This window comes from Desulfovibrio diazotrophicus, from assembly GCF_902498985.2.
Taxonomy (GTDB): domain Bacteria; phylum Desulfobacterota; class Desulfovibrionia; order Desulfovibrionales; family Desulfovibrionaceae; genus Desulfovibrio; species Desulfovibrio legallii.
Genome location: NZ_OX346397.1, coordinates 323,596 through 350,574 on the forward strand (window position 1 = coordinate 323,596; position 26,979 = coordinate 350,574).

The 26,979-nt window shown below is 58.5% G+C and carries 20 protein-coding genes and 1 other RNA gene; 11 read left to right on the forward strand and 10 right to left on the reverse strand.

The genetic code is table 11. The features are described 5' to 3' along the window. Positions 1 to 24 precede the first annotated feature (24 nt). The 5 genes from zapB to J7I12_RS01435 all read left to right on the forward strand — a co-directional run bounded on the left by zapB (position 25) and on the right by J7I12_RS01435 (position 3,108). Positions 25 to 270, forward strand: a complete 246-nt coding sequence (gene zapB / locus J7I12_RS01415; RefSeq protein ID WP_092153856.1) for a cell division protein ZapB — start codon at positions 25 to 27, stop codon at positions 268 to 270. Between the two features lie 6 nt (positions 271 to 276). After that, positions 277 to 549: a cell division protein ZapA gene (zapA, locus tag J7I12_RS01420; RefSeq protein ID WP_118229155.1), complete on the forward strand. Its 273-nt coding sequence runs from the start codon at positions 277 to 279 to the stop codon at positions 547 to 549. A gap of 8 nt (positions 550 to 557) precedes the next feature. Then, positions 558 to 742: non-coding RNA, 6S RNA (gene ssrS, locus J7I12_RS01425), on the forward strand. Positions 743 to 952: 210 nt separating this feature from the next. After that, positions 953 to 2,512, forward strand: coding sequence for a ribonuclease Y (rny, locus tag J7I12_RS01430; RefSeq protein ID WP_118229154.1), 1,560 nt, complete (start codon positions 953 to 955; stop codon positions 2,510 to 2,512). Continuing rightward, entirely contained in the window at positions 2,509 to 3,108 is a 600-nt protein-coding gene (locus J7I12_RS01435; protein WP_498793897.1) for a TRIC cation channel family protein, read from the forward strand. Before rny ends, J7I12_RS01435 begins: the two co-directional genes overlap by 4 nt. A gap of 308 nt (positions 3,109 to 3,416) precedes the next feature. Here the strand turns inward: J7I12_RS01435 and J7I12_RS01440 are convergent, their stop codons facing one another. Beyond that, positions 3,417 to 3,884, reverse strand: a complete 468-nt coding sequence (locus tag J7I12_RS01440; protein WP_118229152.1) for a hypothetical protein — start codon at positions 3,882 to 3,884, stop codon at positions 3,417 to 3,419. A 263-nt stretch (positions 3,885 to 4,147) separates the two neighbouring features. On the opposite strand from J7I12_RS01440, the gene J7I12_RS01445 reads away from it, so the two are divergent. Then, entirely contained in the window at positions 4,148 to 4,423 is a 276-nt protein-coding gene (locus J7I12_RS01445) for a DUF2325 domain-containing protein (protein ID WP_118229151.1), read from the forward strand. Positions 4,424 to 4,588: 165 nt separating this feature from the next. Here J7I12_RS01445 and J7I12_RS01450 read toward each other — a convergent pair whose 3' ends face one another. Then, positions 4,589 to 6,022: a radical SAM protein gene (locus J7I12_RS01450; RefSeq protein WP_464246945.1), complete on the reverse strand. Its 1,434-nt coding sequence runs from the start codon at positions 6,020 to 6,022 to the stop codon at positions 4,589 to 4,591. Between the two features lie 60 nt (positions 6,023 to 6,082). Between J7I12_RS01450 and J7I12_RS01455 the strand changes: the two genes are divergently transcribed. Beyond that, on the forward strand, positions 6,083 to 6,985 hold the full coding sequence (locus J7I12_RS01455; protein ID WP_302413590.1) for a M15 family metallopeptidase: 903 nt from the start codon (positions 6,083 to 6,085) through the stop codon (positions 6,983 to 6,985). Between the two features lie 174 nt (positions 6,986 to 7,159). On the opposite strand, the gene J7I12_RS01460 is transcribed toward J7I12_RS01455, so the two are convergent. The 7 genes from J7I12_RS01460 to J7I12_RS01490 all read right to left on the reverse strand — a co-directional run bounded on the left by J7I12_RS01460 (position 7,160) and on the right by J7I12_RS01490 (position 19,103). After that, positions 7,160 to 8,230 (reverse strand): acyltransferase, encoded by a 1,071-nt coding sequence (locus J7I12_RS01460; RefSeq protein ID WP_303193129.1) that lies wholly within the window; start codon positions 8,228 to 8,230, stop codon positions 7,160 to 7,162. Beyond that, complete coding sequence (locus J7I12_RS01465; protein ID WP_303193128.1) at positions 8,202 to 9,578, reverse strand: ABC transporter ATP-binding protein; 1,377 nt, start codon at positions 9,576 to 9,578, stop codon at positions 8,202 to 8,204. Before J7I12_RS01465 ends, J7I12_RS01460 begins: the two co-directional genes overlap by 29 nt. After that, positions 9,568 to 10,302, reverse strand: coding sequence for an ABC transporter permease (locus J7I12_RS01470; RefSeq protein ID WP_498793900.1), 735 nt, complete (start codon positions 10,300 to 10,302; stop codon positions 9,568 to 9,570). Before J7I12_RS01470 ends, J7I12_RS01465 begins: the two co-directional genes overlap by 11 nt. Before the next feature lie 86 nt (positions 10,303 to 10,388). Beyond that, positions 10,389 to 12,863 (reverse strand): glycosyltransferase, encoded by a 2,475-nt coding sequence (locus tag J7I12_RS01475; RefSeq protein ID WP_483203573.1) that lies wholly within the window; start codon positions 12,861 to 12,863, stop codon positions 10,389 to 10,391. A gap of 294 nt (positions 12,864 to 13,157) precedes the next feature. Then, complete coding sequence (locus tag J7I12_RS01480) at positions 13,158 to 14,090, reverse strand: class I SAM-dependent methyltransferase (RefSeq protein WP_498793902.1); 933 nt, start codon at positions 14,088 to 14,090, stop codon at positions 13,158 to 13,160. A gap of 409 nt (positions 14,091 to 14,499) precedes the next feature. Next, positions 14,500 to 17,853 carry a beta strand repeat-containing protein gene (locus tag J7I12_RS01485; RefSeq protein ID WP_498793904.1) on the reverse strand — a complete coding sequence of 1,118 codons (3,354 nt, stop codon included), beginning with the start codon at positions 17,851 to 17,853 and terminating at the stop codon, positions 14,500 to 14,502. 659 nt (positions 17,854 to 18,512) lie between these two features. Further along, entirely contained in the window at positions 18,513 to 19,103 is a 591-nt protein-coding gene (locus J7I12_RS01490; RefSeq protein WP_498793905.1) for a recombinase family protein, read from the reverse strand. Between the two features lie 573 nt (positions 19,104 to 19,676). On the opposite strand from J7I12_RS01490, the gene J7I12_RS01495 reads away from it, so the two are divergent. The 4 genes from J7I12_RS01495 to J7I12_RS01510 all read left to right on the forward strand — a co-directional run bounded on the left by J7I12_RS01495 (position 19,677) and on the right by J7I12_RS01510 (position 25,396). Further along, positions 19,677 to 21,449: a type I secretion system permease/ATPase gene (locus tag J7I12_RS01495; protein ID WP_464246950.1), complete on the forward strand. Its 1,773-nt coding sequence runs from the start codon at positions 19,677 to 19,679 to the stop codon at positions 21,447 to 21,449. Further along, positions 21,442 to 22,818 (forward strand): HlyD family type I secretion periplasmic adaptor subunit, encoded by a 1,377-nt coding sequence (locus J7I12_RS01500; protein WP_302413436.1) that lies wholly within the window; start codon positions 21,442 to 21,444, stop codon positions 22,816 to 22,818. Before J7I12_RS01495 ends, J7I12_RS01500 begins: the two co-directional genes overlap by 8 nt. A gap of 2 nt (positions 22,819 to 22,820) precedes the next feature. Further along, the gene (locus J7I12_RS01505; RefSeq protein WP_302413435.1) at positions 22,821 to 23,891 is read left to right on the forward strand and encodes a hypothetical protein; all 1,071 of its coding nucleotides are present in this window, start codon (positions 22,821 to 22,823) and stop codon (positions 23,889 to 23,891) included. Positions 23,892 to 24,076: 185 nt separating this feature from the next. Further along, positions 24,077 to 25,396: a TolC family protein gene (locus tag J7I12_RS01510; protein WP_302413434.1), complete on the forward strand. Its 1,320-nt coding sequence runs from the start codon at positions 24,077 to 24,079 to the stop codon at positions 25,394 to 25,396. A gap of 226 nt (positions 25,397 to 25,622) precedes the next feature. Here the strand turns inward: J7I12_RS01510 and J7I12_RS01515 are convergent, their stop codons facing one another. After that, complete coding sequence (locus tag J7I12_RS01515) at positions 25,623 to 26,894, reverse strand: DUF2207 family protein (RefSeq protein ID WP_302548556.1); 1,272 nt, start codon at positions 26,892 to 26,894, stop codon at positions 25,623 to 25,625. Positions 26,895 to 26,979 lie beyond the last annotated feature (85 nt).

The window sequence follows — 26,979 nt, forward strand, 5'->3', positions numbered from 1 at the left end:
CTGCCTCGGTGCTAGATTGGACCCATGGAACTTCTGGAACAGCTCGAAAAGCAAGTCGCGGCACTTTTGGACAGGCTCGACCGCCTCAAGACGGAAAATGCGCGTCTGCGCACGGAGTCTGCCGCTATGGGGGCGGACAAGGCCGCATTGGAAGAGGAAAACCTGAGACTGCTGGAAGCTCTTGAAAAAGAGGAGCAGACGCGTAAGGCGGCCCTGGGCCGCATCGACGCCCTGCTGCACGATATTCAGGAGCACGACAGCGTCGAGTAGGTCTCTGTGAATCAGGATGCCATCAACCTCTCCGTTCTCGGGTTGAGCGTCGACTTCAAGCCCGGCGCGGACATGAAACGCGTGCGGGAAGCTGTCCGGCTGTTGGAAGAACGGTATGCTGACCAGGAGCAGAGGTTCTCTAAAGGGCAGACCAAGGATATTCTGCTGACCTTTTTGGCCCTTGGGCTGGCGGATGATTTGTTGCAATCGCAGAAGGAGCTCGCCGCGTTGCGCCACGGGGTGCACGGCCTGCTTTCAAAGATAGAGGAGTCCGCGTGACTCCCGGCGTTTCCCTGGGGTGTGCGTGATTTATGCCTCGGTGCTAACCTGACAAGTATTGTTAAAGGGAGCCGTCACTGTCTCTTGTGTGCACGCCCGGCGCGACCGGGAAGCCTGAGAGGGGCACACAGGCGCCCGACCTGGGTATCCAGGTTTCTGTACCGCAAGCATGACACGGCGCTCTGGGGAAGCGTCAATCTTTCCCGGTTGTTGTGGTGTTCCGGCTCCGGCCGGAACGCTTTTTCTGTGCAACGCCATCCTTATGCCGCGTTCGGCGGCGCATCCAGCCAGGGCAGCAGCCCCTTGGGGCGCTATTGCTACGGCTTCCGACGCCAGTCGGTTGCCGGTGTTCTCCGGGCCGACCCCTGGTCGGTCCCGTCTTGATAAAAGAGAGGCTGGATTCATGGACCCATTGTTGATTCTTGCGCTGGCGGCGGCAGCCGTGTGCGGCGTTGCGCTGGGCGTGGTCGTGGACCGACGCGCCACAGCAAAACGCCTGGGCGATGCCGACGAACTGGCCAAGCGCATAGTGACCGAGGCCCGCAAGGAGGCTCAGGCGCAGAAAAAAGAAATCCTCGTTCAGGGGCAGAACGATCTTTTCAACCAGAAGCGTGAGCTGGAAAACGAATTCAAGGAGCGGGAACGCGAGCTCAAGGCCCGCGAACGTAAACTGGAGGAAATGGGCAATCGCCTGGAAGAAAAGCTGGAAAAAGCCACCGCCAGGGAGCAGGACCTCTTGGCCTCCGAAAAAGACCTGGCCCGCAAGGAACGCCAGCTTGTCGAATCCGAAACCTTTTTGCAGACCCGCATTGAGGAGCAGGAACAGCGCCTGGCCCAGATTGCCGGCTTCACGGCCGAAGAGGCCAAGGCCAAACTTTTTCAGGAGATTGAGGCCAAAACCCGGCACGAATCAGCGCGCATGATCCGCCAGATCGAAATGGAAGCGCACGAAACAGCCGATCGGAAAGCCAAGGAAATCCTCTGCAACGTCATTCAGCGCTACGCCGGCGACTATGTCAACGAGCAGACCGTCACCGCCGTGACCCTGCCCAGCGAGGACATGAAGGGCCGCATTATCGGCCGTGAGGGCCGCAATATCCGCGCCCTGGAGGCTGCCACCGGCGTGGACCTGATCATTGACGACACGCCGGAGACCGTCATCCTTTCCGCCTACAGCCCCCTGCGCCGCCAGGTGGCCAAGATGGCCCTGGAACGGCTCATCCAGGACGGCCGCATCCACCCTGCCCGCATTGAGGACGTTGTCCAGAAATGCGAACAGGAGCTGGACGCCCAGGTGCGTGAAGTGGGCGAACAGGCTACCTTTGACGCCGGCGTGCACGGCATCCACCCGGAGCTGGTCCGACTGCTGGGACAGCTGCGCTACCGCACCTCCTTCACCCAGAACGTCCTGCAGCATTCCCTTGAGGTTTCCGCCCTCTGCGGCATGATGGCTGCCGAGCTGGGCATGGACGTGAAAAAAGCCAAACGCGCTGGCCTGTTGCACGATATCGGCAAAGCCGTGGACCACGAAGTGGAAGGCCCCCACGCCCTCATTGGCGCAGACTTGGCCAAAAAGTACAATGAAAGTCAGGAGATCGTCCACGCCATTGCCGCACACCACGAAGACCAGCGCCCCTCTACCGCCCTGGCCGTGCTGGTGCAGGCCGCCGATTCCATTTCCGGCGCTCGCCCCGGCGCCCGCAAGGAACTGCTGGAAAACTACGTCAAGCGTCTGGAAGACCTGGAGGGCATCGCCACCAGCTTCTCCGGCGTAAGCAAGGCCTACGCCATTCAGGCTGGGCGCGAAATCCGCGTCATGGTCAATTCCGACCAGGTGGACGACGACGCCACCTATCTGCTCTGTAAAGATATTGCGGCCAAGATCGAAAAGAACCTGACCTACCCCGGCCAGATTCGGGTCACGGTTATCCGAGAGCGCAGGGCCGTGGAGCTTGCCAAGTGACCTTAAGCGCTACGGGCTTTGGCCCGCTGCTTTTCCTTGATTTGGCGGCCGGCTTTATGCTGGCCGCCGCCGCATCCTGCCTGGCGCGCACGGGGGGCGCCCGCGCGGGCGGCGCATTGGCCCTGGCCTGCCTGGCCGGGTTGGCCCCGCCCTTGCTGCGCGACGCCCTCCTGGGTATGCCCCTCCTGGCCCTGGACCAGCCCGCCTGCCTTGCTGCAACCCTGGCGGGCGGCCTGCTTGGCCTGCCGGCGGCGCGCTCTTGCCGCTCCGGGCGGTTTTTTTTTCTGGCAGACGCCTTTGGTCTGGCCCTGGCTACCGGCCTGGCCGCCGCCGAAAGCGCTGCCCTGGGCCTGGAAGCCACAGGCGCTTTGATCCTGGGCCTTGGCGTGGGCCTCGCCGGCAGCCTCGTGCGCGATATCCTTCAGGGGAATACCGCTCTGGCTCTGGAGGAAGACCTCTACGCCACCGCAGCCGCCCTGGGGGCTGCCGTCAGTCTGGTCCTGGTCCGTCAGGTCCATTTGCCCCCCTGGCAGTGCGCCCTTGGCGGTGCAGCCTGCATTTTGCTGCTGCGCGCTTTTCGCCTGCGCCGGTGGTAGGGAAGATATTGTGGGGGGAAGGGAACTTTTGTGGACAAAAGTTCCCTTCCCCCCACGCCCCCCATCCTTCAAAAAACTTTTTTCAGGTAATGCGAAGCCGCGCCCCGGCCGGAAGCAACGAGGAAGGGGTTGGTCTTGTCCCTTTAGTGGCCATCAGCCTTTCAGGGCATTACAATTTTGCAATGCCCTGATGCTTGCGTAAGCAGCCGTCCGCCGTGGAGGCGCAAGCGCAATTTATTTGCACGCTTAAGCGTTGGCACGAGCGTGCCGTGACCGTTGAGAATACCAATTCGCAAAAATAACCTGCTCTAATGCACGGCTATAATCCTACGCAGCAGCGCGTCCACGGCCGGGTCTTTGCCCTTGGCCGAGTTCAGGGCCGTTTTGAGGTCTTCAGGCCACTGGGCGCGCCGCATATCCGTATACATGGTAATCATATGGTCGGCGTCGGCCAGGACGGTAACGGCATAGGGAACGGAACGCCCCGTGACGTTGAAACTCCAGGCCCCGTCTGCAGCGCGTACAGCGCCGCCGTTCTGATTGGCGGCCAGCGTGGCGGCGTAGGCTGCCGGATCCGTGGCGGCGTCCACGGGTTTGATATCCAGGGTAAAAAAGTGGTTGTTGTCGTCCTGGACAAAAATGGCCCCTTCACGCGGCATAAAGTGGCAGGAATCGGGAATGTCCATGGTGACGAAGGTAAACTGGTACTCTTTGGCCTGGGCCGCGCCAACAAGGCAAAACACCAGGGCAAAGAGCAAAAGGCCGGAACGGAGCATGGCTTCCTCTTGCAGTAGGTGGTGAAACGCGCGTCCAAGGGGGCGCGCAGGGAACCGGGGCAGCATATCGTGGGGGGCGCGTTTCGCCAAGTCCTGGGCATGACCTTGAGCCGCCGCGGGAGCTGGGGCAAAAAAATATGGATGATAGGAAAATAATCGGAAATTTTGCTTGACTTTGAAATTCAATTTCAATTATACAAAGGGCAACGACAACGTCAAAACAGCAAGGGGCGTCGTAGACGACGGCCAGGCAGGAGGACAAAATGTGCGTTACCCTCATCGGCGGTATGGACCGACTGAAAAAAGACTATATGGCGGCGGCGGAGCAGGGTGGGCATTCCCTCAAGTTCATCACCCGCAACGAGCGAAATTTTGTGGACAAGATCGGCAACCCGGATGCGCTCATTGTCTTTACCAACAAAATTTCCCACGAGGCCAAGCGCAAAGCTGTGCAGGTGGCCAAGTCGCGCAATATCCCCTTGCAGATGGTGCATTCCTGCGGCGTTTCTTCTCTGCGGGAATGTCTGCGAACCGCTTAGGGCCGTGCTCCGGGCCGCGGTCAGGCGCGGCGTCCGTGGGGGCGTGCAGGCCTTTAGAAGTAAACGCTGCCATATGGGCGGAAGTGCGCGGCAATCCTTGAGGGATTGCCGCGCACTTTGACGTCAGACTCTGGGGGCCGTGAACTGTTGTAATATGCGGGCGCGTCAGGACGCGGAGCCCGCAGGCAGCACTTCCACCAACAGTTCTTTTTCCAGCACAGCCACGGGGCGGACGGGCAAAAGCCCGTTGGTATCGTGGCTTTTTTCTTGTGCTGTGGCGGTTGCCGGTGCTGGGCGCAGGCGGCAGGCGGCGTAGTATTCGTTGACGCCGTGGATCAGACCGCCTTTTTGCCCGGCGGGCGGGCCGCTTTGGCGGGCGTCCGGGGCCAGAAGCATGCGGGGCAGGGTCAGCTGGGCTTGCAGAAAAGCCTGCTGTTTGCGGGCCGCCAGAGCGCGCAGGCGTGCGGCGCGTTCCAGCTTTTCCTTGTGGGGCAGCTGGTCGGCAAAGCGGTCTGCCGCCGTACCCGGCCGTCGTGAATAGGGAAAGATGTGGGCATAGGTGAGGGGCAGGGCCGTCAAAAAATCTTCCAGCAGGCGCACGTCCGCTTCCGTTTCACCGGGAAAGCCCGCAATGATGTCCGCCCCCAGGCCCATGCGCGGCCAGTGCCGGGCCAGCGCCTCCACGGCGTGGGACAGCATGGCGGCGGTGTAATGGCCGCGCCCCATGCGTTTGAGCACGCTTTGGCTGGCGTGCTGCAGCGAAATGTGCAACTGCGGGCAGAGCAGACGGCAGGAGCACAGGGCGTCCAGCCCGCGTTGGTCCAGCTGGCCCGGCTCCAGAGAACTGATGCGCAGGCGCGCCCGCCCCGCATACTCCGGGGCCAGGGCAGCGTCCAGGGTGGTCAGCAAACTCCAAAAGTCCCCGGTAGCCGCATCACGCCCGTACTGGGCCAGGTTAATGCCCGAAAGCATGATTTCCGCGTGTCCGGCCGCCAGCAGGCGGTGGGCTTCGGCCACAATGTCCGCCACAGGGCGGCTGCGCGGGCGGCCGCGGGTCAAGGGCACGATGCAGTAGGTACAGCGGTGGGCGCAGCCGTCCTGCACCTTGAGCACGGGGCGGGCACGCTTGAAGCGCGCAATGCTGAAGGGCGGAAAGGCGGCGTCCGGAGTTGCGTGCGGAACTGCGGCGGGGGGCCTGCCGCCCGGCTTGTCGGGGAAAAGGGCCGTCGCAGCGGGCGCGTCAGGGGCGGGCCAGGGGCCCTGCAGGAGCAGGCTTTTGTGTTCCTGCGGCAGCAGCAGGTCCGGTGCGGCCCAGAAAGCGCCGGGGCGGGGCTTATAGTCCGCGAACAGGCGCGCGGCGCAACCCGTGAGGATCAGACGCGCCTGTGGGGCCGTGCGCCGCAGGCGGTAGACGGCGTTGCGGGCGTCTCGCTCGCCTTTGGCGGTGATGGCGCAACTGTTGACGCAGATTACCGCAGCCTGGGCCGGGTCGTCGCATTCCTCGCCGCCCAGGCGCTGCCAAGCCTCGCGCAGGGCTTCGGTTTCGTATTGGTTGACCTTGCAGCCGAAGGTGACAAGAAAGAATTTCCAGGGGGACATGGCGCAGGTGTACGCAAAAGCGCTTGCCTTGACAAGGCGGCGGCGCGTAGGCTTGTCCGCATGGCGCGTTATTTTTTCTTCATCGTGTTGGTGCTGTGTGGGGCGCTGCCGCAGGTTACGCGGGCCGCACCCCTGGAGGATGCGGCTGCCGCCCGCTCCGAGGAGGCCGCCGTCCTGGATCAGCTGGACGACGCGGCCGTGGCCCGTCTGGACCTTTACTGTCTGCGTATGGCGTATCCGCAGATAAAAGGCTTTGCCGACGACGCGGAGGGCCGCTGGCTGCTGCTGAAGGACGGCCGGCGCGTGCTTTACGCCGCGCCTCTGGCGGCCGACGCGGCCGCTTTGGGGCTGGCGCTGGCGGATCCCGACGCCGACGCCCTTTGGGATGTGGACGTGCGCAGCAGTATGGCCGAGCCCTACCCGTTGGAGCCGGACAGGCCGGAAACGCCCCTGGGCGTCTCGCCGGGGCGGCGGCGTTCCTACGCTCTCTTGCGCGCGTTGTACGGCGAAAATCAAGCGGCCGTGCGCGCCGGGCTGCAGGCCGCGCGTTTTCTGGGGCAAGGGCTGCAACTGGCCGCGCCTGCGGCCAGGGCCCTGCGGGACGTGGACGCGCGCCTTGCCCTGGCGGTGCGGCAAACGCCCGCCCTGCGCCCCCTGCTCAAGATGGACGGCGGCTTCACCTGGCGGCGCATTGCCGGCACCAGCCGTCTGAGCCCGCACGCCTTCGGCATTGCCCTGGACATCAGCCCCGGCATAGCCACCTACTGGCGCTGGAGCCCCCTGCGGCCCCATCCCCTGCAGAAGGGCTACCCCTCGGCCATTGTGGCGGCCTTTGAGGACGCGGGCTTTATCTGGGGCGGCAAATGGCACGAGTACGACCTTATGCACTTTGAATACCGGCCTGAACTCGTCTGCAAGGCCCGCGTGCTGCGTGGCGTGTGCAAGACACTCCCCACTGACTAAAACCGTTTACAAATGAAATGAGTTAACTGCTCTGCAAGGATTTTTCTGAAAATTTTTGCCATAAAATGCGAGTAGGCAGGAGTTTTTTTGCCTTAAGCGAACACTTTACGTGTTAAATGCTCTAGAAATTTTTTTAGGGAGAGGTAAGGCCGAATTATGACATATACCGTAGCGTTATCGTGTCCAGGGAAGAAAACGGGTAATAAGGATTCCAGCTTGGTAAAGTGGAATTGAAACGATAGCAGACAAAATATAAACGAGTAGTGTTATAGCTGGTATTGCTATGAGTTGGTAGTTTTCTATCGCCATATTTTTGTAGATAAAATTGAGAATAAGTACGTGTATTAAATATATATTGTATGAAAGTTTGGAAAGGACCACAATGTAAGGATTTGTTTTAGGTTGTGAACTTTTTATAAATAAAAAAAACATCATAGATTGTACAAATACAAATATCGAAAAGTGCTCAAAGAAAAGCTCTGACGGTTTTCCCAAATATTTTGAATAGATTTTTGTTAAGGCACAAATCAGCAGGCTGGATGCAAAATATCCGCATAGATATACTAAGCTGTTTTTGCTGAGTTTTTGTTGTAATGATTCATTGCGTAATGCACCACCAAACACAACATAACCAGTAAAACAAAAAAAGTTAAAAATGCCAAATGGATCGTTATTTTTTCCAGATAGTGCGATATAGAACTGAAAAATAATACTTCCAGAGAACCATAACATTATAAAATAATTTTTTATATATTTATTTTCTGTAGTTAGGAATAAAGAATTTAAAAATGGAATAAAGAAATATATTCCAGAAATTACATACACATACCATAAATGAAAATCGACTTCATTACGTAGCAGTTTTACTAAAAAAATAGATGCTGTATCATCAGATTGCATGTAATATATGAACATGACAATAAAGAAGGGAATAAGAATTTTTGTCAGCCTGCGGCGTAAAAAAATATATGGATATTCATTTTTGTTGTTAAGTAGTAGATATCCAGTAATTATAGCAAATAGAGCTACAGACATGCGTGCTGATGATTCATAAAGAATACAGATATTCCAACTTGCGGTGAATGTGTAAAACTGCTTTGAACACACATGAATAAGGACAACAAAAAAAGCTGCTGCGGCTCTTATCCAGTCCAGACTAGCATCCCTTTGAGGTTCTACATTTTCAAAAAACGGAATAAGATGCTTACCACAGCGCTTAATCGCACGAGCAGGTTGCGTTAGCATTTTTGTGGTCGCCCCCTTTGCGTAGGGTTATTTCCAGCATGGGGATTCCTACCAGCCCGCTAGCACAGCTTGAGGAGCGAGAAACGAAAATAAGCGCCTCGTGCATCCATTGGTGCTGTACGTGATCTTGTGGTGTACCTTCAGCCACGGCTACGGTCACGCAGTATTCTGCTGGAGCCAGAATGGGCATGCGGAAGGCAAATGCAGCGTGGAAAGATTCTCCGGTTTGCAGGGATACGGGCGTATTTTGGCAGGCCAGATAGGTATTGTCGCCAAAAAGCTGCTGGCCAAATTTGTTGCAGACCAGGAATCCAACTATTGGTTTTTCGATTGGTTGCCGGGCTGTGCAGGCCACATGCAGCCGAACGCGCTCTCCCCCCACGACCCAGTGCAGGGGGCGGTTCTGTGCGTCCGCCAGCCAGACTTGGTTTATGGCTGCGCCACCCGTGCCAAAGGCCGGGGAGGCTGGGTTAAAGCGAAATACTTCTATGTCGTTGCGCAGGTTGCTGGCATTGAACAGGTCTGCGCGCATATCCCGGTATTCCAGGTCGGAGAAACTTGCGCCCATATGGGCTGCTTTTTGCGGGATCCGGTGCACTTCCCCCTGCCGTTCTTCATATATTTCTTCAAGGTATTTCCGTGTAACGTCGCCAGGCGAGCCGTCCAGGGCAATGCCGCCATTTTGCAGAAAGATGGCGCGGGTACAGAGGCTGCAGACGGCGTTGGCGTCGTGGCTGACGAAAATGACAGTTTTCTCCTGCATAAAGCTGCGCAGAAAACGCATGCATTTTTGCGTAAAAAAAGCGTCGCCCACGGCTAGGGCCTCGTCGATAATCAGAACATCAGCGTCCACATGGGCGATGACTGCAAAAGCCAGGCGCAAGGTCATGCCGCTGGAATACATTTTAACAGGTTGTTCAATAAAATCGCCAATGTCGGCAAAAGCGACGATGTCGTCAAAGCGTGCGGCGATTTCCTGTTTGGTCAGGCCAAGTATGGCGGCATTGAGCAAGACGTTTTCCCGCCCGGTAAATTCAGGATTAAAGCCACTGCCCAATTCCAGCAGGGCTGCCATGCGGCCGGCAACGCATACGCTGCCGGAGGTCGGGGTCAGGGTACCTGCAATAATCTGCAGCAGCGTGCTTTTGCCGGCTCCGTTGCGGCCCACAATGCCCACGCATTCGCCTGGAGAGACCGTAAAACTTACGTCGCGCAGCGCCCAATATTCCTTAAAAAATTTGCGTCGTCCTCGGCAGAGCATTTGCAACAGCCTGTGCCGCGGCTTGGCGTAGATTTCAAAATATTTGGAAATATGGTCAATGCGGATGGCAGGGGTATCAGAGCACATCGGCAAAGCCTTTTTTTGTTTTTAAAAACCAGAGCAAGCCCAGGTGACAGACAAACCACGAAACCAGCCAAAGCAGGGCGCAGGTTTGCCAGTCGGGTGGGCGACCGAAAAGCAACACCGCCCGGATTTGGTCTACCATGGGGGTCAGAGGATTACACAGCAGGATAAAACGCAGGCGTTCCGGCACCATATCTATGCGGTAGAAAATGGGCGTCATAAAAAAAAGCACCTGTGTGGCAATGGCCGTAAAGTGGGGCATATCACGCAGGTAAACTGTGGTGGCGGCGACAAAGTAGCCCAAACCAAGCGAAAACAGCATAAGCGGCAGCAATAGCGCGGGGAACAGCAATATGGTCCAGGTAAGCCGCATCCCCAGCGCCAGCGCGCCAGCCAGCAGCAAGACGAACCAGGACAGGCTGAGAACCGTGGTGGACAAGAGCTGCGCCAGCGGCAAGATTTCCAACGGAAAAATAACTTTTTTTACTAAATTTGCGTTGGTGATGACGCATTGAGTACAACCGTTTACGGTTTCTGAAAAAATATTAAAAACGGCCATGCCGCAAAACATAACCACCGCAAAATCGCCGGTGCTGTCGTTGGGGTCTGTTCCCCAGCGGGACTTGAATACGACGCCGAATACAAAAGTATAAATGGTCAGCATCAGCAGAGGGTGCGAAAGCATCCACAGGTAGCCGAGAGTAGAGCCGCGATAGCGCGCGGCCATTTGCCGCTGGGTAAGCTGGCAGAGCAGAGCGCAATGACGGCGGGCGACGGCAAGCAAAAGGAAAGGATTCAGGGCTTGCAGCGCCGTCATGCCGTCCCTGCCTCCTGCATGGGTTCGGGGTGGCGGGCCACCATGCGTCGGGCGTCCAGGGCCAACAACGCCTTGTAGGCTCCGGCGGCAGAGATTTCATCCGCCAGTAGGCCGTGTTCCCATTTCCCCACACGTTCGCCCTGGGCCCCTAGGTTAAAGGCCACCAGAGGCAGGCCCAGCTGCATGCACTCCTGCACCACATAGCAGAATGTTTCCGGCCAGACGGAGGGAACAAGGCCTACGGTGACGCCATATTTTTTGAACAGCTGAGGCAGCTCTTCTCTACGGTAGGGCCCATGTACTGTCACGTTTTTTAAGGGCAGGACGGTATCTTCAAGAGAACCGATAACGACGAGCGACTGGTCTGCCCGAAGCATCCCCGCCAGTTGGGCAACGATGTTCGCGCCTTTGTGCCGGCCTATTTCGCCCACCACGGCGACGCGCATGGGCGCATGCTGCGGCACGGCGTAGCCTCCACGCCACAGTGTCAGGGGCGCGTGCGGCGTAAGTGCAACCTTGTCGGGCGTAATGGGGTAGATTTTACAAAGAATATCCAGCGATGATTGGGAAAACACGCGCACGGTCGATGCCGTTTCCAGGCAGCGCGCCCAAGCCGCGCGCCATTGGGTTATGTCAAAGTTGGCCGGGATATCGAACTCGGATCTATGCAGGCAGGCCGCGCAACGGGTCGCATCTGCCGAAACGCCGCAATAGCGCCCGGCCGCATCCAGCAGGCAATAAGAGGGACAGATGGCGTAAAAATCGTGAATGAGCACTTCCAGGGCGGCGTTATCCCTTGCGGCCAGGCGACAAATGCACTCCAGCAGCTCCGGCAGGGCGATGAAACTATTTTGCTGCAAGCCGTCCACAGCGCGTGACCACAGCACAAGTTCATTAAGGATGATTTTATCAAAGCGCAGAAAGTCACAGGCCAGGATATCCTCAAGATTGTTCGTTTGAAATTCAAGGGGATAGCCTGCCCGCGCGGCTGGAGTGGGGTAGGCTGTGGCTACACAACGGCGTTGATAAAAATCCCAGGTAAGCAGCAGCACGCTGTAACCATCGGCGCGCAGCTCTGCGATGCGTTTTTGCCTGTAGCTGTTCGCGCCGCCGCCGTACATGTGGTCAATGATGCAAACGGCCTTACGGCCATTGAAGGCTGCCGCCAGTGGACGACGCAAGGCGGCGCGGCGCGTGGGATCACCCTTGCTGATATCGGCCAAGCAGGGCAGCGCCACGGCCTGTCTTTCCTCTACTTTGTTGTTAAAGATGCAAATCTTATGGATAATGCCCTTGAGCCCGTGGGCCCTGAAGGCGGCGTACAGTTTGGCTATGGCCTGGGGCCCGGCCCGGCGTAAGCCGCCGTGGGTGCGCACATAGATTTTTGTGAGCGCACAGCCCTTGGAAATGCGGTGGATATTTTTATAAAAAAAAGCCTGTGGTCGCCCTGAAAAAGTTTTTTTGTAAAAAGTCAGATAGCATTCGTCCCGACAACCTGCTTGGAACGGATCGGGGAAGCGTTCCTGTATGGAGATATTGTTGCGGTAATACAGCCGCATGGCATCCGTAATGGGCGTTCCATCGCTGAAAAACATGCCTTGCCAACGCAGATCCTTCATCGCCGCGTGTCCGCTGGCCTCCAGGCGTTGGGCGTAGAGATCCCACAGTTCCGTAATGGCCGGCATGTCCGCGCCATAGATGGACGTCATGGTTTTGCCCGCGCCGGAGTCGTAGCCGGTAAAGTGGTAAAAGCGCAGCGGCGTATCGTTGGCCATAAAAACGCCGTCCGCGCGGCGGGTGATGGTCCTATCCGTCAGGTTCCAGGAAGCCGCGTTGCAGCCTGGGTCGCGGACGATATGCAGGCGGGGAAAAAAGGCCGGGGCCAGGTCACACCAGCGCTGGTCCGTAAAAATGCCGTTGGGGATATCGTCATAGCAATAGTCATAGAGCCTGTCGCGCCACCAGCGGCAAAAGGCCGGACCTTGGCCCCGATTGGCCACGGCCGCAAAGCCCAGGTTGTAGACGCCGTGTTTCAGCGAGCAGATTTCATTATCAATGACGGCCCGCGGTGTTTGCTGCGGGGCAAGCTGGTGGGGGGTCAGCAATATGTCGTGCTGGTCCAGGGCTGTTTCAAGGGGGGCAAGAGAGTGCAGCACCATGATGTCCGGGTCCAGGTACATGACTTTGTCCTGCCTTTCCACGGAAATAAAGTAGTCCATAGCCGGACCTTTGGCTGCTGTGCAGATTTCCACAACCCGGTGGCGGAACAGCCATGCGCGGTATTCGGGAATGGGCAGTTGGTCAAAGGTCAGTAGGCGGTCAAAGGGTTCTCGCTCCAGGTCAAAACCTTCGGGTGGGGCTTCCCCCAGCAGAAGACAAAACTCCCAATCGGGATGAAAGGATTTGAGCGAGGCGGCCAGAACGCGCGCCTTGGGGATGTAATTGCAGGTGCAGGAGGTAAAAACAAGCATTACGGCCTTCCCACTAGAGCGTTTAACACTTGAAATGCTCGCTTACGGCAGGCAAAAGCCTGCCTTCTCGCATTTCGTGGCAAGGATTTTCAAGAAAATCCTTGCAGAGCAGTGAACTCATTTCATTTGTTAACTGCTCTATGGCTGTTAACTTTGAGAATATAGATTCTCAATAATTTTACTACACTCACTTCTGTGTTTAACAGCGCAAATAAATTGCGCTTACACCTGCGTAGTTGACCTTTACTCACACAATCGTCATAGTAATTTTAAGGCGGAAATTCTCTATGGAAGTTATTTTATCAGTTGTCTGAAGTAATTTGCAATCGCTCGCAGCGGTCTGGTCAGTTTCCAAGATTTGCTTTCACTGTAGCTGCGTATGGCGATAGTGTGATCCATCCGCAGTTTCTCCTGGTCTTGCAGCGCAGCCACAAGGTGCATTTCACTTTTTTTCAGGCTTTCCTGGGCAGCCTCCAGGGCGCGTTGGCGTTCCAGAATGTTTTCATACAGCGCGCCCAGGCGGCTGAAATGCCCGCGCACATAGGCCGCCCTGGCTTCGTCCCTGCCCCCTTCCACCAGCAGGCGCAGGCGTTGCGGCGGGTTTTTGCCCGGCAGCACTACGCCCAGGCCGTAGCCGTGGGCAAAAGCAAAGCAGGGGAAGCGTCCGGCGATTTCCTCCCAGGCGCGCACCCCGCCGTAGCCTGGGATGCGTGCATTGATATCGTGCATGAGGATGACGCCGCCGGGAGAAACCTTGGGCAACCATGCTTCAAAATCGTGCAGCATGGCTTCGCGGCTGTGGTATCCGTCAATATGGATCAAATCCACACTGCCGTCCTGGAACAGCTCCAGCGCATCGTCAAAGGGCGCGCGCACGCAGTAGGCAAAGGAAGGGTAGGTGCGCTGCAGATAGGCGGTGATGTCGTTGAACACGGCATCGCCGTAGTGGCCCATGTTGTCGTCGCCCTGCCAGGTATCCACGGCGTAGCAGTTGGTTTCCAGGCCCAGGCGGTCTACCTGCTGACAAAAAGCGCCGAACGAAACGCCCGTGTAGGTGCCCAGCTCTACCAGCAGGCGCGGCCGCAGGGCCTCCATAAGCCAGAAGGCAAAGGGCACATGGCTCATCCAGTGGCTGTGCGCTAGCCGCCGAGGGGGCAGCAGGTATCCCGTTGCGGTGAACAAAGCCGAGAAATCGTCGGAAGCGGAGGCGGATTGCGAATCGGGCATTGAAAAATCCTTGTACTGTGGGGCTGCGCGGCGGCGAGGTCAGGCCGGACGGAGTGCGGCAGTTCGGGCGTTCAGCCTTTTTCGGGCTCAATCGCCTGGAGCTGCGCCAGCTTGTTGGCGAGGCAGACGTCCGCAGCAAACCAGGCAGGATCAGCCATAGCCTCTCTCTCAAAAAAAATGGCGTGGTTATCAGTGTTGCTCCGCGCGTTGCTATACGGCGCTGTGCTGCTAAAAAGAGGAGGAATACTGGTCTGTTGCAGGCGTGTAAGCCTTCCCCAGATGGCAAAAAAGACCGCCCGCCCTGAAAAACGCAGGCCCCAGAGCCGGGCGGGGCGGTTAAGGCCCTATGCGGCCCGCCGCTGCTTGCACGGCGGGCCGCATACCTTTGGAGGTTTGGTCAGGTTAAGGGTTAGGCGGTGAAGTCAGCAGCCGTGCAGCTTGAAAGGTCAATCAGGCCGACCAATTTTACCGTGGCATCGGTGGCCTCCGTATAGGTGCTACCATTAGTCGAGTCTGCAACTACATATGTATTGCCCTCAAACTGGAACCACGTAATGATAGAGGCAGTTCCACCATCACCAGCAGCAGCAAGATTCTTAGCTGCGTCAAGAGTTGTTGCGGTGCTTACGTTAACTGCAGCCTGAGTGAAGATTGCAGCCCCATTAGTGCCAGAGAATTCCAATTTGTCCGTTCCAGACGTAAAGCTTTGGATGATATCCACACCATTAGCGGTTTCAGGCCCCACTTTTACCTTATCCACACCAGCGCCCAGGGTGATGTTGTCGTCGCCCGCTTTGCCCTCGATGGTGCCGCCGCCAACAGCCGCCACCAGAGTATCAACCTTAGAGCTGCCGGTGATGTTGGTATTGGCGACAGCGTTGCCTGTAATGGTCAGGCCGGTCATGTCAAGAGCCGCATCGGTGGCGGCTATGATGGTGACCGTCTCGGCATTGGCGATGGTGCCGGTCATGTGGGTAGCACCCGTGGCCGTAATGGTCACATCATCATCATTGCCAACGCCAGTGTCGATGGACAAGTTCATGGTGGTGGTGGTGCCGGTAGCATCCGTCAGGCCCGTCAGGTCCACCGTATCCTTGCCCAATCCGCCGGTGAAGGTCAGGTTGTCCGCCGTGATGGCGCTTGTGGTGAAGTTGTTGGCCGCGATTTCCGAGCCCTTGATGGTCACGGTTTCGGCTGTGATGGCGCCGATGGTGGCGTCAACAGCGTCGTTGTGGGAGCCGCTGATCGCCCCAAGGTAGCCGCTGGCGTCCAGGGTGACGGAGGTGCCGGTGCCGGTGCCGGTGCCGGTGATCTTGCCGATCGTCACATCGCTGCTGCCGTCGAAGCTGATGGTGGCGCTGTGATCCTTTGCAATGGAGATGTCGCCAAGGTGAAGAGCATCAATCGCAGCTGAGCCGCCACGGATGCCCATGCCGTCAATAGTCACATCGCCCGTGGCGGTGATATCACCCAGCTTGGTGGTGCCCAACTGCGCGGCGTTGACGGTGATGTTGTTGCCGCCCACAGTGGTGGTATTATTCACATTGCCGGTAACCTCGGTCAGGTCCAGGGTCACGTCGCCTTCGCCGGCTTTGACTGCGCCGAAGGTGAAGCCGCCCGCCAGGCCGGTGGCCGTGACGTTGATGTCATAGCCGTGGGCGTCGCTGCCGAGTTGATCCACGGTGATGGCAGATGCTTTGCCTTCCGCCGTGCCCTCGCCGGAAACGGTCAGGGTGTTGATGGCGTTAAAGGCAACGTCGCCGATCAGCGCGCCAGCGTTCTGGGTCAGGGTCACGGTTTCCGCCTTGGCGAAGTCGCTGCCTGCCAAGTCCATAGCCGCGCCGGCGGTGATGTTCACGTCCTTGGCTGCAGCGGCCCGAATCTTGGCAGCTCCGCCGTTGGCGGCGTCCACAGTTACGGAACTAGCCTTGGCCACGTTGAAGGCGGCAGCAGCAGTAGTAGTAGTATCACCCAGCGTGCCGTCCGCGTCCACGGTCAGGGACGTGGCAGTATCGGCGCTCACCGTGCCGTCAAATTTGGTCGTTTCTTTCCCGTCTTTGTCAAGGCCGGAAGCCACATTCACCTGCAGGTCGCCGCTGAGCTTGCTGAGGGTAAGCGTGCCGCTGGTAGCGGTGTACTCGCCCACGTTGATGGTGGCAGAAGCGGCTTCGGCAGAGGCGGTGACGTTCAGTGTAACGGCTTCAGCGGTTTTGGCCTCGACCTTGTCCTCATCGGCTTCCGTATTGATGGTCAGGTTGTTGACGGCAGAGGCGAGGGTAAGGGTGGCCTTGGTGGTGGTGGCGTCGCCGGTGCCCAGACCGGTGACGGTAAAGTCCGTGGCGTCCAGGTTGGCCAGGGTGACAGTGCTCACGCCAGTCAGTTCCAGGCCGGTGAGGTCCTGCACGTTTTTGGCGGAAAGGGTCAGGGTGTCGCCGTTAGTGCCGTTAATCTGCACGGTTTCAAAACCGGACATGGTGGGCTGCAGCGTGCCGGACATGTTTTTCAGCACCAGGGTGTCGTCACCCGCGCCGCCTTCCAGGGTGGCGTTGGCGGCCAGTTTGGCGACCGCAAAAGCGTCGTCGCCCGCGCCGCCCTTGACGGCGGTGAGAGCGGCGGAACTGTCGAGGTCGGCTTCCACAGCGCCGGTGGCGGCAGAGGCGTCAAAGCTGGTGACCTTGCTGCCCACAGCATTCACGTCCAGCGTGCCCGCGCCGGTTACCGTAATGGACTTGGCATCGGCCACGCCGGAAAGATCCACAAGGTTTTGGCCCGTGGCCTTGACCGTCAGGTTTTCAATGCCGGTTACCGTGGGCGTAACATATTTGTCGGCGGCGCTGCCTTCCCCAACGGTGCCCACGTCTTTCAGGCCCAGAGTCAGGGCGTCGCTCGTGCCTTTCACCGCATCGGTGGTAAAGCCAATGGTGGTGGCGCCGGAAGCCTGGTCCTTTACATTGACGGTAATGCCGGCGGCAGCCAGATTGGACAGGTTGATGGCGGCGGTTTCTGCATTAAGGGTGTAGGTTTCCACGCCGCTGATGTTGGCGGCGTTAAAGGTGCGGGCCAGGGTGCCCGCGTTGGTCAGGTTGACGCTTTCCACATTGACCAGCTTGCCGTCGCCGGTAAAGCCGGTGAAGTTGCTGTTCATGGTCACGTTCAGCGTGTCGTTGCCGGCCGCGCCGTCGAGCTGGTCGCCGGCGTTGAGGGTGGCTTCCTTGGTCAGGCTGGAGGCCACACCGTTGAAGGTGTCGTCATTGACCGTGCCGGTGATGGTATCCACCGCGGTGGTCAGCTCATAGGTTTCGCCGGGGGTGCCGGGGGTGGAAGGCGTATAGGGGTTGTAGTTGGTGCTCACCTGCTCTTCCGCCGGCACGGCGGGGATGCTGGCAAGGTTCTGGTCGGGGTCGGTGAGGGGGCTGCAACCGGCGGCCTTGAAAATGGCTTGGATGTCGGCGGCGGTCCAGTCGGTGCGGCCTTCCCACTTGGCCGCGTTGAGCAGCTCGGCCTTGTCTTCAAAATAAGCGCTGGTATCCAGAGCGTTGGAGGGGTTTACGCCCTCGTACTGGCCCACCTGGTTGTAGTGGTCCCACGCGCTTACGCCGTATTTGGCCATCTCGGCCTGCACGGCGGCTTCGGTCCAGTCCGTTTTGCCCTCATAACCTTGCCCATCGTTCATGGCGTTCATCTGGTCGGCCTTGGCCTTGAGGTACTCCGCCACGTTGAAGTAGCTGTTGGGGCTGATATTTTCGCTGTTGCCCTGGGCCACAAAGTGCTGGTAGGGCGTGGCGCTGTATTTGGCCAGCTCCGCCTGCAGCAGGTCAGGCGTTCAGCCCTTTTCGGGTTCAATAGTCTGGAGTTGCACCAGCTTGTTGGCAAGATAAGCGTCTTCATCAAACCATTTCGGATCAGCCATTGTATCCTCCGCAGGATAAAAATTTGGGCATGCCGCAGCACGCTGTTGTCGCATTGCCGCAAGTCGGCATGCACTCTTGGGACATCCTCAAAGCCAACTTCTCAAGGGCCGGTGGACAGTAAACACCTTCCTTCCCATGACCCCGGAGTCGCCACCACTTGCGAGGCGTTTTTGTCGGATTTTCCGCCCACATCCGCTGCGCCACGCAAGTCTACCTGTCGGGCTGGCGGGTCTGAACTCGCAGTAGCAACGCGTTGTGCCGCTGCCATTAGCCCTACGGACCAGCCCGCCGACGTCCTTCTCCGTATGGCAAGGAGCGCCCGCCCGACAGGTTCACCCAGCCGTTGGTCTTGGACCCACGTTGCGATAGAGTACACCCCAGCGTGACACCAAGAAACGACAGGTATGTGATAGCCCGGTTGCTTCGCCATTGTCAATATCTTTCAATAGGAACAGCGGATAAAACTTCCGCCCTCGCTATCGCCTGAAGAGCGTTGCTTTCAGCTGCCACGTTACTGTTTGTCGTTCTGACCGCCAGAATTTGTCCACTCTGGCACGCGATTGCGCAGACTTCTATATATAGTCTGCCGCGAAATTCCGTATTCGTGAGCCAGGTGCGACACCCGCTCCTTATGCGTCAGGCGCTGCACAATCTCTTTCAATTGTTTGTCGCTGAGCGAGGCTTTACGCCCTTTATATTTACCCTTTGCCTTGGCAATGGCAATGCCTTCCCGTTGTCGTTCACGAATAAATGCTCTTTCAAATTCCGCAACAGCGCCAATAATTTGTAGGTGTAATTTTTGAAATGGCGATGCCTCATGCGAAAAAACGAGCTTTTCCTTATGGAAAACTACTGAAATATTTTTTTCAGACATCTCTTCCAATAAATGTAATAAATCGCTTAGATTCCTAGTAAGTCTATCTATACTGTGTACATGCAGTGTATCACCTTCTTTGAGTTCTGCAAGACATCTCTGGAGTTCAGGTCTATTTATGTCTTTACCGCTTATAGCATCCTTATATATTCTATCCAGCAGTACTCCTTCCAATTGTCTGTCCATGTGCTGATCAAGCGTGCTGACCCGTATATATCCTATATTCATGCTTATAAATCCCGTTTACATTCATATGTATCTATAGCCAATGATACAAAATTGATTTTAAGTTTTCTGCAATTTGCACAATGGCTATTTATCAATCATTCTATTAACAGCATTTTTATCAACTTTTCTCCACATATCTTAGCAGCATTTTTGTTTCTGTAAAGTGTACCCAAACGCGACAAGAAGATTAGAAAAGTATGTATATATTATTTTTATGTATAATATGTACTTAGCTGAACTCAAAGATGTTTTGTTGCTGCTTTTGGTGCAGTGGAGGTCTACGGAACAATAAAAAACGTCTTCCCGGTTTGCTGCTTTTGATGGTCACACACATCCCTCTGTCGTTGTGGCCGCCGTGCCCCTGCAATGGGCGTATACTGATTGTGCATTGTTCGCAGCTTTTTTAGGTCGAGAGCTTCAGGCTCGTCGACCTCTTCCTGTTTGTGCGCTGTGCTATGGACAATCCACAAGTCCGGTAGTATATGGGGCGACATATTTGCGGCCTGCCCGGTGCCCGCGCCTGAGGGAAGGCGCGGGGCGTTTCCGGCGGCGCGCCCAACCGGGAAGACGTTTATGCAAAAATTTTTGCGCGCGTGTCGGCAGTTTTTTGGTTACGCCTTTTTTTTCAGCTTTTTCATCAATATCCTGCAGTTGACGTTTTCCATCTACATGCTGCAGGTGTATGACAAGGTGCTGACCAGCTTTAACCTTTCCACTTTGGCGGTCATCACCGTGGCGGCAGTCATCTGTCTGGTGGTTATGGCCCTGCTGGAATGGATACGCTCGCGGCTTTTGGTGCGCGCGGGCATCGAGTTTGATCACCTGCTGGGCGAAACGGTGCTGCGCCGCAATCTGCTGGATGCGGCCGCCCCGGCGGGCGGCATACGGCAGGAGGCCAAAGGCTCTTTGCGTGATGTGCAGCTTTTGCGCAACTTTCTGGGGGGTAATGCGGTTTTTGCCTTTTTTGACCTGCCCTGGATGCCCGTCTATTTTCTGTTCATCTTTATTCTGCACACCTCGCTGGGCGTGGTGGCCGTGGCTGGCGGTGCGCTGGTGTTCATTCTTGGCGCAGTGACGGAACGCCTGACCCGCAAACGTCTGGAAGCCGCCAACCAGATCAACGCCCACGCCGGCAGCTTTACCGGCGCGGCCATGCGCAACGCCAGCATTGTGCGTTCTATGGGCATGGTGGGCAACATCAGCACCCGCTGGCGCAAGCTCAACGACGTGACCATACGCCTGCAAACCTACGCCAGCCGTGCCGCAGGCTTGGTGCATGCCGTAAGCAAAGCCCTGCGCGTGGGCCTGCAGGTGACCATCTATGCCGTGGGCGCGTACCTTACGGTTATGCACGAATCCACCGCCGGCATTATGATCGCCGCTTCCATTATTATGGGCCGCGCCCTGGCCCCCATAGATCAGGCCATGGCCACCTACCGGCAATCGCTGGAAGCCTGGGCCGCCTACAAACGCCTGGACCGCATGCTTGCCGCCCCGCCAGACCTGCCCTCCATGGATCTGCCCGCCCCCAAGGGAGAACTGGCGGCTGAAAATCTTTTTTTTGCTGCCGGCGGGCGGCCCATCATCCGTAATGTTTCCTTCCGCCTGCCCGCGGGCCAGTCCTTGGCCATTATCGGCCCCAGCGCGGCGGGCAAATCCACTCTGTGCAAGTTGTTGCTTAATATCTGGACGCCCGATGCGGGTAAGGCCCGCATCGACCGCGCGGACATCCGTTCTTGGGATTCGGAAAAGCTCGGCCCCCATATCGGGTATCTGCCCCAGGATGTGGAGCTGTTTGCCGGATCTGTGGCTGAAAACATCGCCCGCATGGGCGAGGTGGATTCGCAAAAAGTTATCCGCGCCGCACAAATGGCCGGCGTGCACCACATGGTGCTGGCCCTGCCCAAAGGCTATGACACGCAGATAGGCGACCACGGGGCTGCCCTTTCCGGCGGACAGCGCCAGCGCATAGGCCTGGCCCGCGCCCTTTACGGCGACCCCAAAATCGTCGTCCTGGATGAGCCCAATTCGAACCTGGACGAAGAAGGCGAAGCCTGCCTGGTGCGGGCCATCCAAAATCTCAAGAGCCTGGGCTCTACCGTCATTATCGTCACCCACAAGCCCAATATCCTTGCCGCCGTGGACAATATTGCCGTCATGCAGGAAGGCCAGATAGCGCTCTGCGGCGGCCGCGACGCCGTGCTGCGCAAAATGGAGGAAATGCGCCGCGAACAGGCGGCTCGCCAGGCAAAACTGCGGCAGGAAGAACTGGAACGGCAAGCGCAGCAACAAGCAACAGGGGAAGACGACGCCCCCGTCATCGTTACGGAGGCTGGCCATGCATAAACTTGTACATAAAGCCCTGTCAGTGATCGAAACCACCGCCATCCGCCCTATTGCCAGTGTCCTTAGCAAAGAGAATGACGAAAACATAGAATCGCCTAACCATATCATTCGTCAGGGCCTGCTGATAGTGGGCCTGTTTTTCGGCGTGCTGGGCCTGTGGGCCGCCTTTGGGCACATCAGCGGCGCAGTGGTGGCCCCCGGCAAAATTAAGGTGGAAAGTGAGCGCAAAACTGTCCAGCACCTGGAAGGCGGCATTGTGGATGCCATCTTGGTGCGCGAAGGCGACAACGTGGCTGAAGGTCAAGCGCTGATTGTGCTGGAATCTGTGCAGGTGGACGCCTCCGCCAGCATGTTGCAGAAACAGCTTGTGGCCCAGCAGGCAGCCCTGTATCGCAGCACGGTCGAAAAAAATCTGCGGAACGAATTCGCCTGGCCTCAAGACTTGATAGACCGCGCTCAACAGGCCCAGTGCCCCGACGTGCTGGACAGCGAACAAAAAATCTTTGTCGCCCGCACGGAGGCCCTGCGCGGGCAAATATTCTTGCTGGAAGCCCAGATTGCTCAGATTGTCGCCCAAATAGGCGGCTATGAAGACCAAATCACGGCCGAGGGCAAAATTATCGCTACCCTGCAGGAAGAACTGCAGGCCAAACGTCAGCTTTTTCGTGAACGCTACCTGGAAAAATCTCAGATCCTGGAGCTGGAACGTGAGCTGGCCACCCACCAGGGCAGTCTAGGCAGCAAAAAACAGGCCGTGGCTGAAGCCAAACAGCGCTCCATGGAATTGCGCCTGCGCATCGAAGACGCCAAAAATCGCTTTGTGGAACAAGCCACCAGCGAAGGCGGCAAGCTGCAGAACGACATTATCCAGACTGAAGAACGCATCCGCCCCCTCAAAGATATTAAAAAACGTCTGAAGGTGGTCGCCCCCGTGGCCGGCCGGGTAGTGGACCTTAAGGTGCATTCCAAGGGTGGCGTGGTGCGCGCGGGCGAGCCCCTTATGGATATCGTGCCCGACGCCAACCCCCTGGTGGTGGAAACCCACGTGCCGGTCAACAAAATTACCGAAGTTTTTCTGGGGCAGGACGCCCTGGTGCAGTTGGACGCCTTTGACGCGCGCCTGGTGCCCCACATCCGCGCCAAGGTCACCTACATCTCGGCAGACCGCCTGGAAGACCGCACGGCCTCCGGCACTATGCCCTACTACCTGTGTTATGTGGAGGTGGACCCCAAAAGCCTGAAGGAGGAAAATGCCTACCTTACCCCAGGCATGCCCGCCACTGTCTTTATTACCACTAAGCAGCAAACGGTGCTGCAGTATATGCTCGACCCCCTGCTCAAAAGCTGGGACAGGGCTCTGAGGGAGTAAGCGTGGGCAGGCGGCTGACCGCAGTGTGCCTGGGGGCGGCCCTGAGCCTGGCCCCCGCGCCTTGCCCCGTGCAGAGCATGGTGTCGGGCCCTGTCTCGGATGCCTGGGCCTACGCAATACGGCTGTGGGCGGGCGTTGCTCCGGCGGACGCCGCCGTCAGGGCAGAAAGCCCCACCGCCCAGGCCAGCTATGCCGTGCTTGCCCCCGGCAGCCTGTATGCGGCCAGCCTGGGGCATGGGGTGGAAGTTCGGCTGCGCCTGCTGGAAAACCAGTTTTTCGTCCTTACCCAGACCCGCCCCAAGGGTGATAACGGCCCCCCCCTGTGCCTTACGGGCCGTTGGGCGCAAACGTCCGGCGGCGCGCTGCTGCAACTGAGCAACAACCACGGCTTGGCCCTGTGCTTTAACGTAGGCGGCGGGGGTAGCCTGTACGGTACATCTGTGGGCAGGCCCGGCCTGCCGCCCCAAAGTCTGACCCTGCGTAAAAAGCCCCATACGCCCGCGCCGTTTATCATTATGGGCAACCTGGAATTTCGAAACGGGCAGGCCGTGCTGACGGACAGCGCCTCTGGCGTGGCCTTTGCCCCGGTAACGGGCAAGGATCTGGACGCCCTGAACAAAAGCGCCCCCGTTTTTGTAGAGGCCGAGGTAAGCCCACTGAAGCGCGGCCTGCGCGTGGAGCGCCTGCGCAGCGCCACGGAGCGCGGCCCTTCCGCCGCCGCCCCGGCGGAAGAGCGCTTTGTCGATGTGGCGGGCAAGGGCGTGTGGCTGGCCCCGCCCCTGCCGGGCGTGCCCGCTACGGCCTGTTTTTTTCACCCCGCGGGCCAGGGCAGGGGCACGGTGGAAATTACCGGGCCGGGCGTGCGGCTGACGGCCGCCTATCAGGAACTGCCGGGGCAGAAGCTGCTGTTCCGCGTGGCCGAGGCCGAGGCCCGCAACGCCAGGGATGGCGGCGCGGGAGCCCTGCTGGACTTTTTTGGCGGCGAAGCAGCCTGGACGCGGGCCGGCGGCGCGCTGCTGCTGCGGGCCGCCGGCCGCAGCCTGCAGCTGGAACGCGCGGGCGGCCGCCGCTGAGGGCCCCGGAGCAAGGGCCCGCCGCAGCGCACAGGTCGCCGCGTCTGCTGTGAACAGGTCGCCGGGGCGTCCTTTGTAACGGGCCGTTGCGGGCGCTGCCGACAGATCACCGCGTCTGCCGGGCGCGTCTTATCCGCCATAAGCGGCCACAACTCTCTTGCACCCACGCTATAAAAGGAACCGCCATGCATATGCGATACGCCGCCCTGCTGTTCTGTTTCGTCTGGCTGTGGAGCACCGCCGCCCAGGCCGATGCGCTCACCTTTACTTTGAAACAGGCTGTGGACCACGCTATGGAAGCCAACCCCGGCGTGGAGGCCAAGCAGCTTATTCTGGAACAGGCCAAAATGAACGTGGGCGTGGCGCAAAGCTATTTCTGGCCCCGTCTTTCTCTGGTGGCGGGCACCAACCGCATTGAAAACATCAGTCCGGAGCAGATCAACTACGGCAGCAGCGACTTTTCCAGCTACAACTGGAACAAGGGCTTTCGGGCCTCGCTTTCCCTGTTTGCCGGTTTTGCCCACCTGAACAATCTGGAAAAATCGAGCCTTTCCGTCCAGGTGGAAAAGGCCCGGCATATGCAAGCTCGCCTGGAACTGGGCTGCAATGTACAGTTGCAGTTTTTACAATTGCTGAAACAGCGCGAAGACCTGAAAAGCGCCAAGGAGGCCCTATCTCGCATCCAGAAACAACTGGACGCCGCTGAAGCCTTTGTCAAAGTTGGCATGGCCCCCTATGTCAATGTGCTGCAGAATAAAGTGGAGCTTTCCCGCGCGCAGCAGCAGATTATCCGCGTGCGCAATGATATCCGCAACTCTGAAGTGCAGCTGAACAAGTATCTGGGCTTCCCCCCTGACACGCCCGTAAGCTATGCAGGCGACCTGAAAAACTTTGCCTCCACCGTGGGCTATACGGAAGAGCGCGCCATAGACACGGCCTTGCGCAAACGTCCGGACTTGGTCGTGGCCCAAAAATCCGTAGATGTGGCCTATAAGGACATGCATATCTCTATGGGCGGTTTTTTGCCCCGCGTGGACGCCACCTATGAGGATATGAGCGTCAGCAAAGACTACGACAACGCCAGCTATGGCGACTACAACCGGCATTACTGGTCTGCGGGCCTGAACTTTTCTTGGGAATTTTTCTCCGGCGGCGGCACCACATTTGATACCTTGGCCCAGCGCAAAAAAGCCCAGTCACTGCAAAAAGATTATGAGGACGCCATGTCCGCCGCACGCACCGAAGTTATCCGCTCGTTGCTGGACATCCAGGCCGCCAAGGAGCTTATCGCTACCACCCGCATCGGTGTGGATGCCGCGCGTGAGAGTTACGGCATGGCCAACAAACGCTATATGACCAACACCGGCACCATTACAGAACTGCTGGACGCCCAATTGAAACTGACCCAGGCTGAAACGGACGCCAGTCAGGCCTTGATGGAATTCCATACGGCACGGGCTAAATTTTATTACTATATTGGGTTGGAAAATCCAGGTCTTAATTAGAGTATTTAACACTTGAAATGCTCGCTTACGGCAGGCAAAAGCCTGCCTTCTCGCATTTTGTGGCAAGGATTTTCAAGAAAATCCTTGCAGAGCAATTAACTCATTTCATTCGTAAACTGCTCTAGCTGAATTTTAAAATAGTATTATCGAAATCCAGGTTGTTTTTGGGTGCGGCTATCTTAACATACCGTGGCGCAAAGGGATTACGCGCCGCTGCCCACGCTGGTCAGGCGTCGCTGTCCGCAAGGCCGGGGAGACTTTTCCGGGATGCGGGCCTGGGAGAGGCCATGGCCGCGTCCACTGCCTGTCTGAAGCTGCGCAAAAAGTGTCCCCAGCCGCGTCGGGTCAGGTCCGCGTCCACGGCCACGTCTTGCAGCGCGGCGACGTCCCGCGGGGCGGCACAGCGGTCACACCAGGCTTTTTCCAGCCCCAGGGCCAGGGCATAGGGCAGCAGGCGGCGGAAGGCGGCGGACGGGGGCTCCAGTCCGGCCGTATGGTCGGTGCGTTCCCTATCCGGGCTTCCGGCGTCGCGGAGATACAGGGCAAGGCCTTCAATGCCGTCCAGGGCTGTTCGCGCGGCCTGGCTGGGCGTTTTGAGGGCGGCCGTGAAGATCAGGGCCGTAAGCAGCGTAAGCGCGGGCAGTACCCACTGCACGCTGGGCAAAAATCCCTGCACATGGAGCGCCCACAGGCCGCCGCAGAGCAGTCCGCCCGCCGTCAGCCCGATGAGGCAACGCCAGGCCGTCCCCCTGGGAGCCATCGCCAGGGACGTGGCCAGGACCGTGCAGAACAGGCCGCAGACGGCGGCTGGCGTGGTTTCCGGCGGCAGCCCAGCCGCGGCCGTCAGGCCCACAAGATCCGTCTCCAGCACGCTGACGACGAGCGCCGGCGGCAAGAGCACAAACCAGCCCGCCACCGCCGCCCGCGTCTGGAGCCTCCAGGCGGCGGGAAAGCGACGCTGCAGGCAGTGACGTGCTGCGGCCGCTATGGCGCGCAGGCCAGCCTGGCAGGGGCGCAGGACCAATCTGCCGTCGTCGGCCTGGCGGATCAGGGCGTCGTAGACCGCGCGTTCTTCGTCGGCCAGAGCCTGCGCTGTCCGTTCCGGCAAGGGGCGCGGTTCCAGAACGTAGCCGCCTGTGTCGGCCCTGTGGACGGCGCACAGGCCCTTGAGGGTCAGGTCCAGAAAGGCGGCGGCCAGGCCACGGCCGCTGATGCGGGTGGCGTTGCGCAGATAATCCACAGCCAGGGGGGAAAGGGGGGAGGCGTCCGCAGACGTTTCGCGGCAGAGCTGCCCGGCAACAGGCGGGCAGGAGCGGGGGGTGATGGCGCCCTTGGCCGGGGCGGGCCCCAGCTTTCGCCAGAACAGAAAAAAGTAAAGAAAGACCGCGCAGAAGGCCAGCATCTGCACGGGAAGGCGCGGATTGTCGGCAAACAGGGCGGCCAGCGGCCCCAGCGTTACAGCGTCGGCAGTGGGAAAAATGGCGGCAATCCGGTTCATGGGGATGAAAGCCTCCGTACAACGGCACAAAATACGAGGGCGCGCGTTGTTGCCGCACGCCCTCGCGAGGTACACTATGAAAACC

What these genes read in the sequence shown, in the direction of transcription:
- J7I12_RS01440 (WP_118229152.1), bottom strand. Translation starts at nt 3,884, where the DNA reads ATGCTCCGTTCCGGCCTTTTGCTCTTTGCCCTGGTGTTTTGCCTTGTT.
- J7I12_RS01495 (WP_464246950.1), top strand. Translation starts at nt 19,677, where the DNA reads ATGCAAAAATTTTTGCGCGCGTGTCGGCAGTTTTTTGGTTACGCCTTT.
- J7I12_RS01510 (WP_302413434.1), top strand. Translation starts at nt 24,077, where the DNA reads ATGCATATGCGATACGCCGCCCTGCTGTTCTGTTTCGTCTGGCTGTGG.
- J7I12_RS01460 (WP_303193129.1), bottom strand. Translation starts at nt 8,230, where the DNA reads ATGCTAACGCAACCTGCTCGTGCGATTAAGCGCTGTGGTAAGCATCTT.
- J7I12_RS01500 (WP_302413436.1), top strand. Translation starts at nt 21,442, where the DNA reads ATGCATAAACTTGTACATAAAGCCCTGTCAGTGATCGAAACCACCGCC.
- J7I12_RS01455 (WP_302413590.1), top strand. Translation starts at nt 6,083, where the DNA reads ATGGCGCGTTATTTTTTCTTCATCGTGTTGGTGCTGTGTGGGGCGCTG.
- J7I12_RS01470 (WP_498793900.1), bottom strand. Translation starts at nt 10,302, where the DNA reads ATGGCCGCGCGCTATCGCGGCTCTACTCTCGGCTACCTGTGGATGCTT.
- zapB (WP_092153856.1), top strand. Translation starts at nt 25, where the DNA reads ATGGAACTTCTGGAACAGCTCGAAAAGCAAGTCGCGGCACTTTTGGAC.
- rny (WP_118229154.1), top strand. Translation starts at nt 953, where the DNA reads ATGGACCCATTGTTGATTCTTGCGCTGGCGGCGGCAGCCGTGTGCGGC.
- J7I12_RS01465 (WP_303193128.1), bottom strand. Translation starts at nt 9,578, where the DNA reads ATGTGCTCTGATACCCCTGCCATCCGCATTGACCATATTTCCAAATAT.
- J7I12_RS01480 (WP_498793902.1), bottom strand. Translation starts at nt 14,090, where the DNA reads ATGCCCGATTCGCAATCCGCCTCCGCTTCCGACGATTTCTCGGCTTTG.
- J7I12_RS01490 (WP_498793905.1), bottom strand. Translation starts at nt 19,103, where the DNA reads ATGAATATAGGATATATACGGGTCAGCACGCTTGATCAGCACATGGAC.
- J7I12_RS01445 (WP_118229151.1), top strand. Translation starts at nt 4,148, where the DNA reads ATGTGCGTTACCCTCATCGGCGGTATGGACCGACTGAAAAAAGACTAT.
- J7I12_RS01515 (WP_302548556.1), bottom strand. Translation starts at nt 26,894, where the DNA reads ATGAACCGGATTGCCGCCATTTTTCCCACTGCCGACGCTGTAACGCTG.
- J7I12_RS01475 (WP_483203573.1), bottom strand. Translation starts at nt 12,863, where the DNA reads ATGCTTGTTTTTACCTCCTGCACCTGCAATTACATCCCCAAGGCGCGC.
- J7I12_RS01450 (WP_464246945.1), bottom strand. Translation starts at nt 6,022, where the DNA reads ATGTCCCCCTGGAAATTCTTTCTTGTCACCTTCGGCTGCAAGGTCAAC.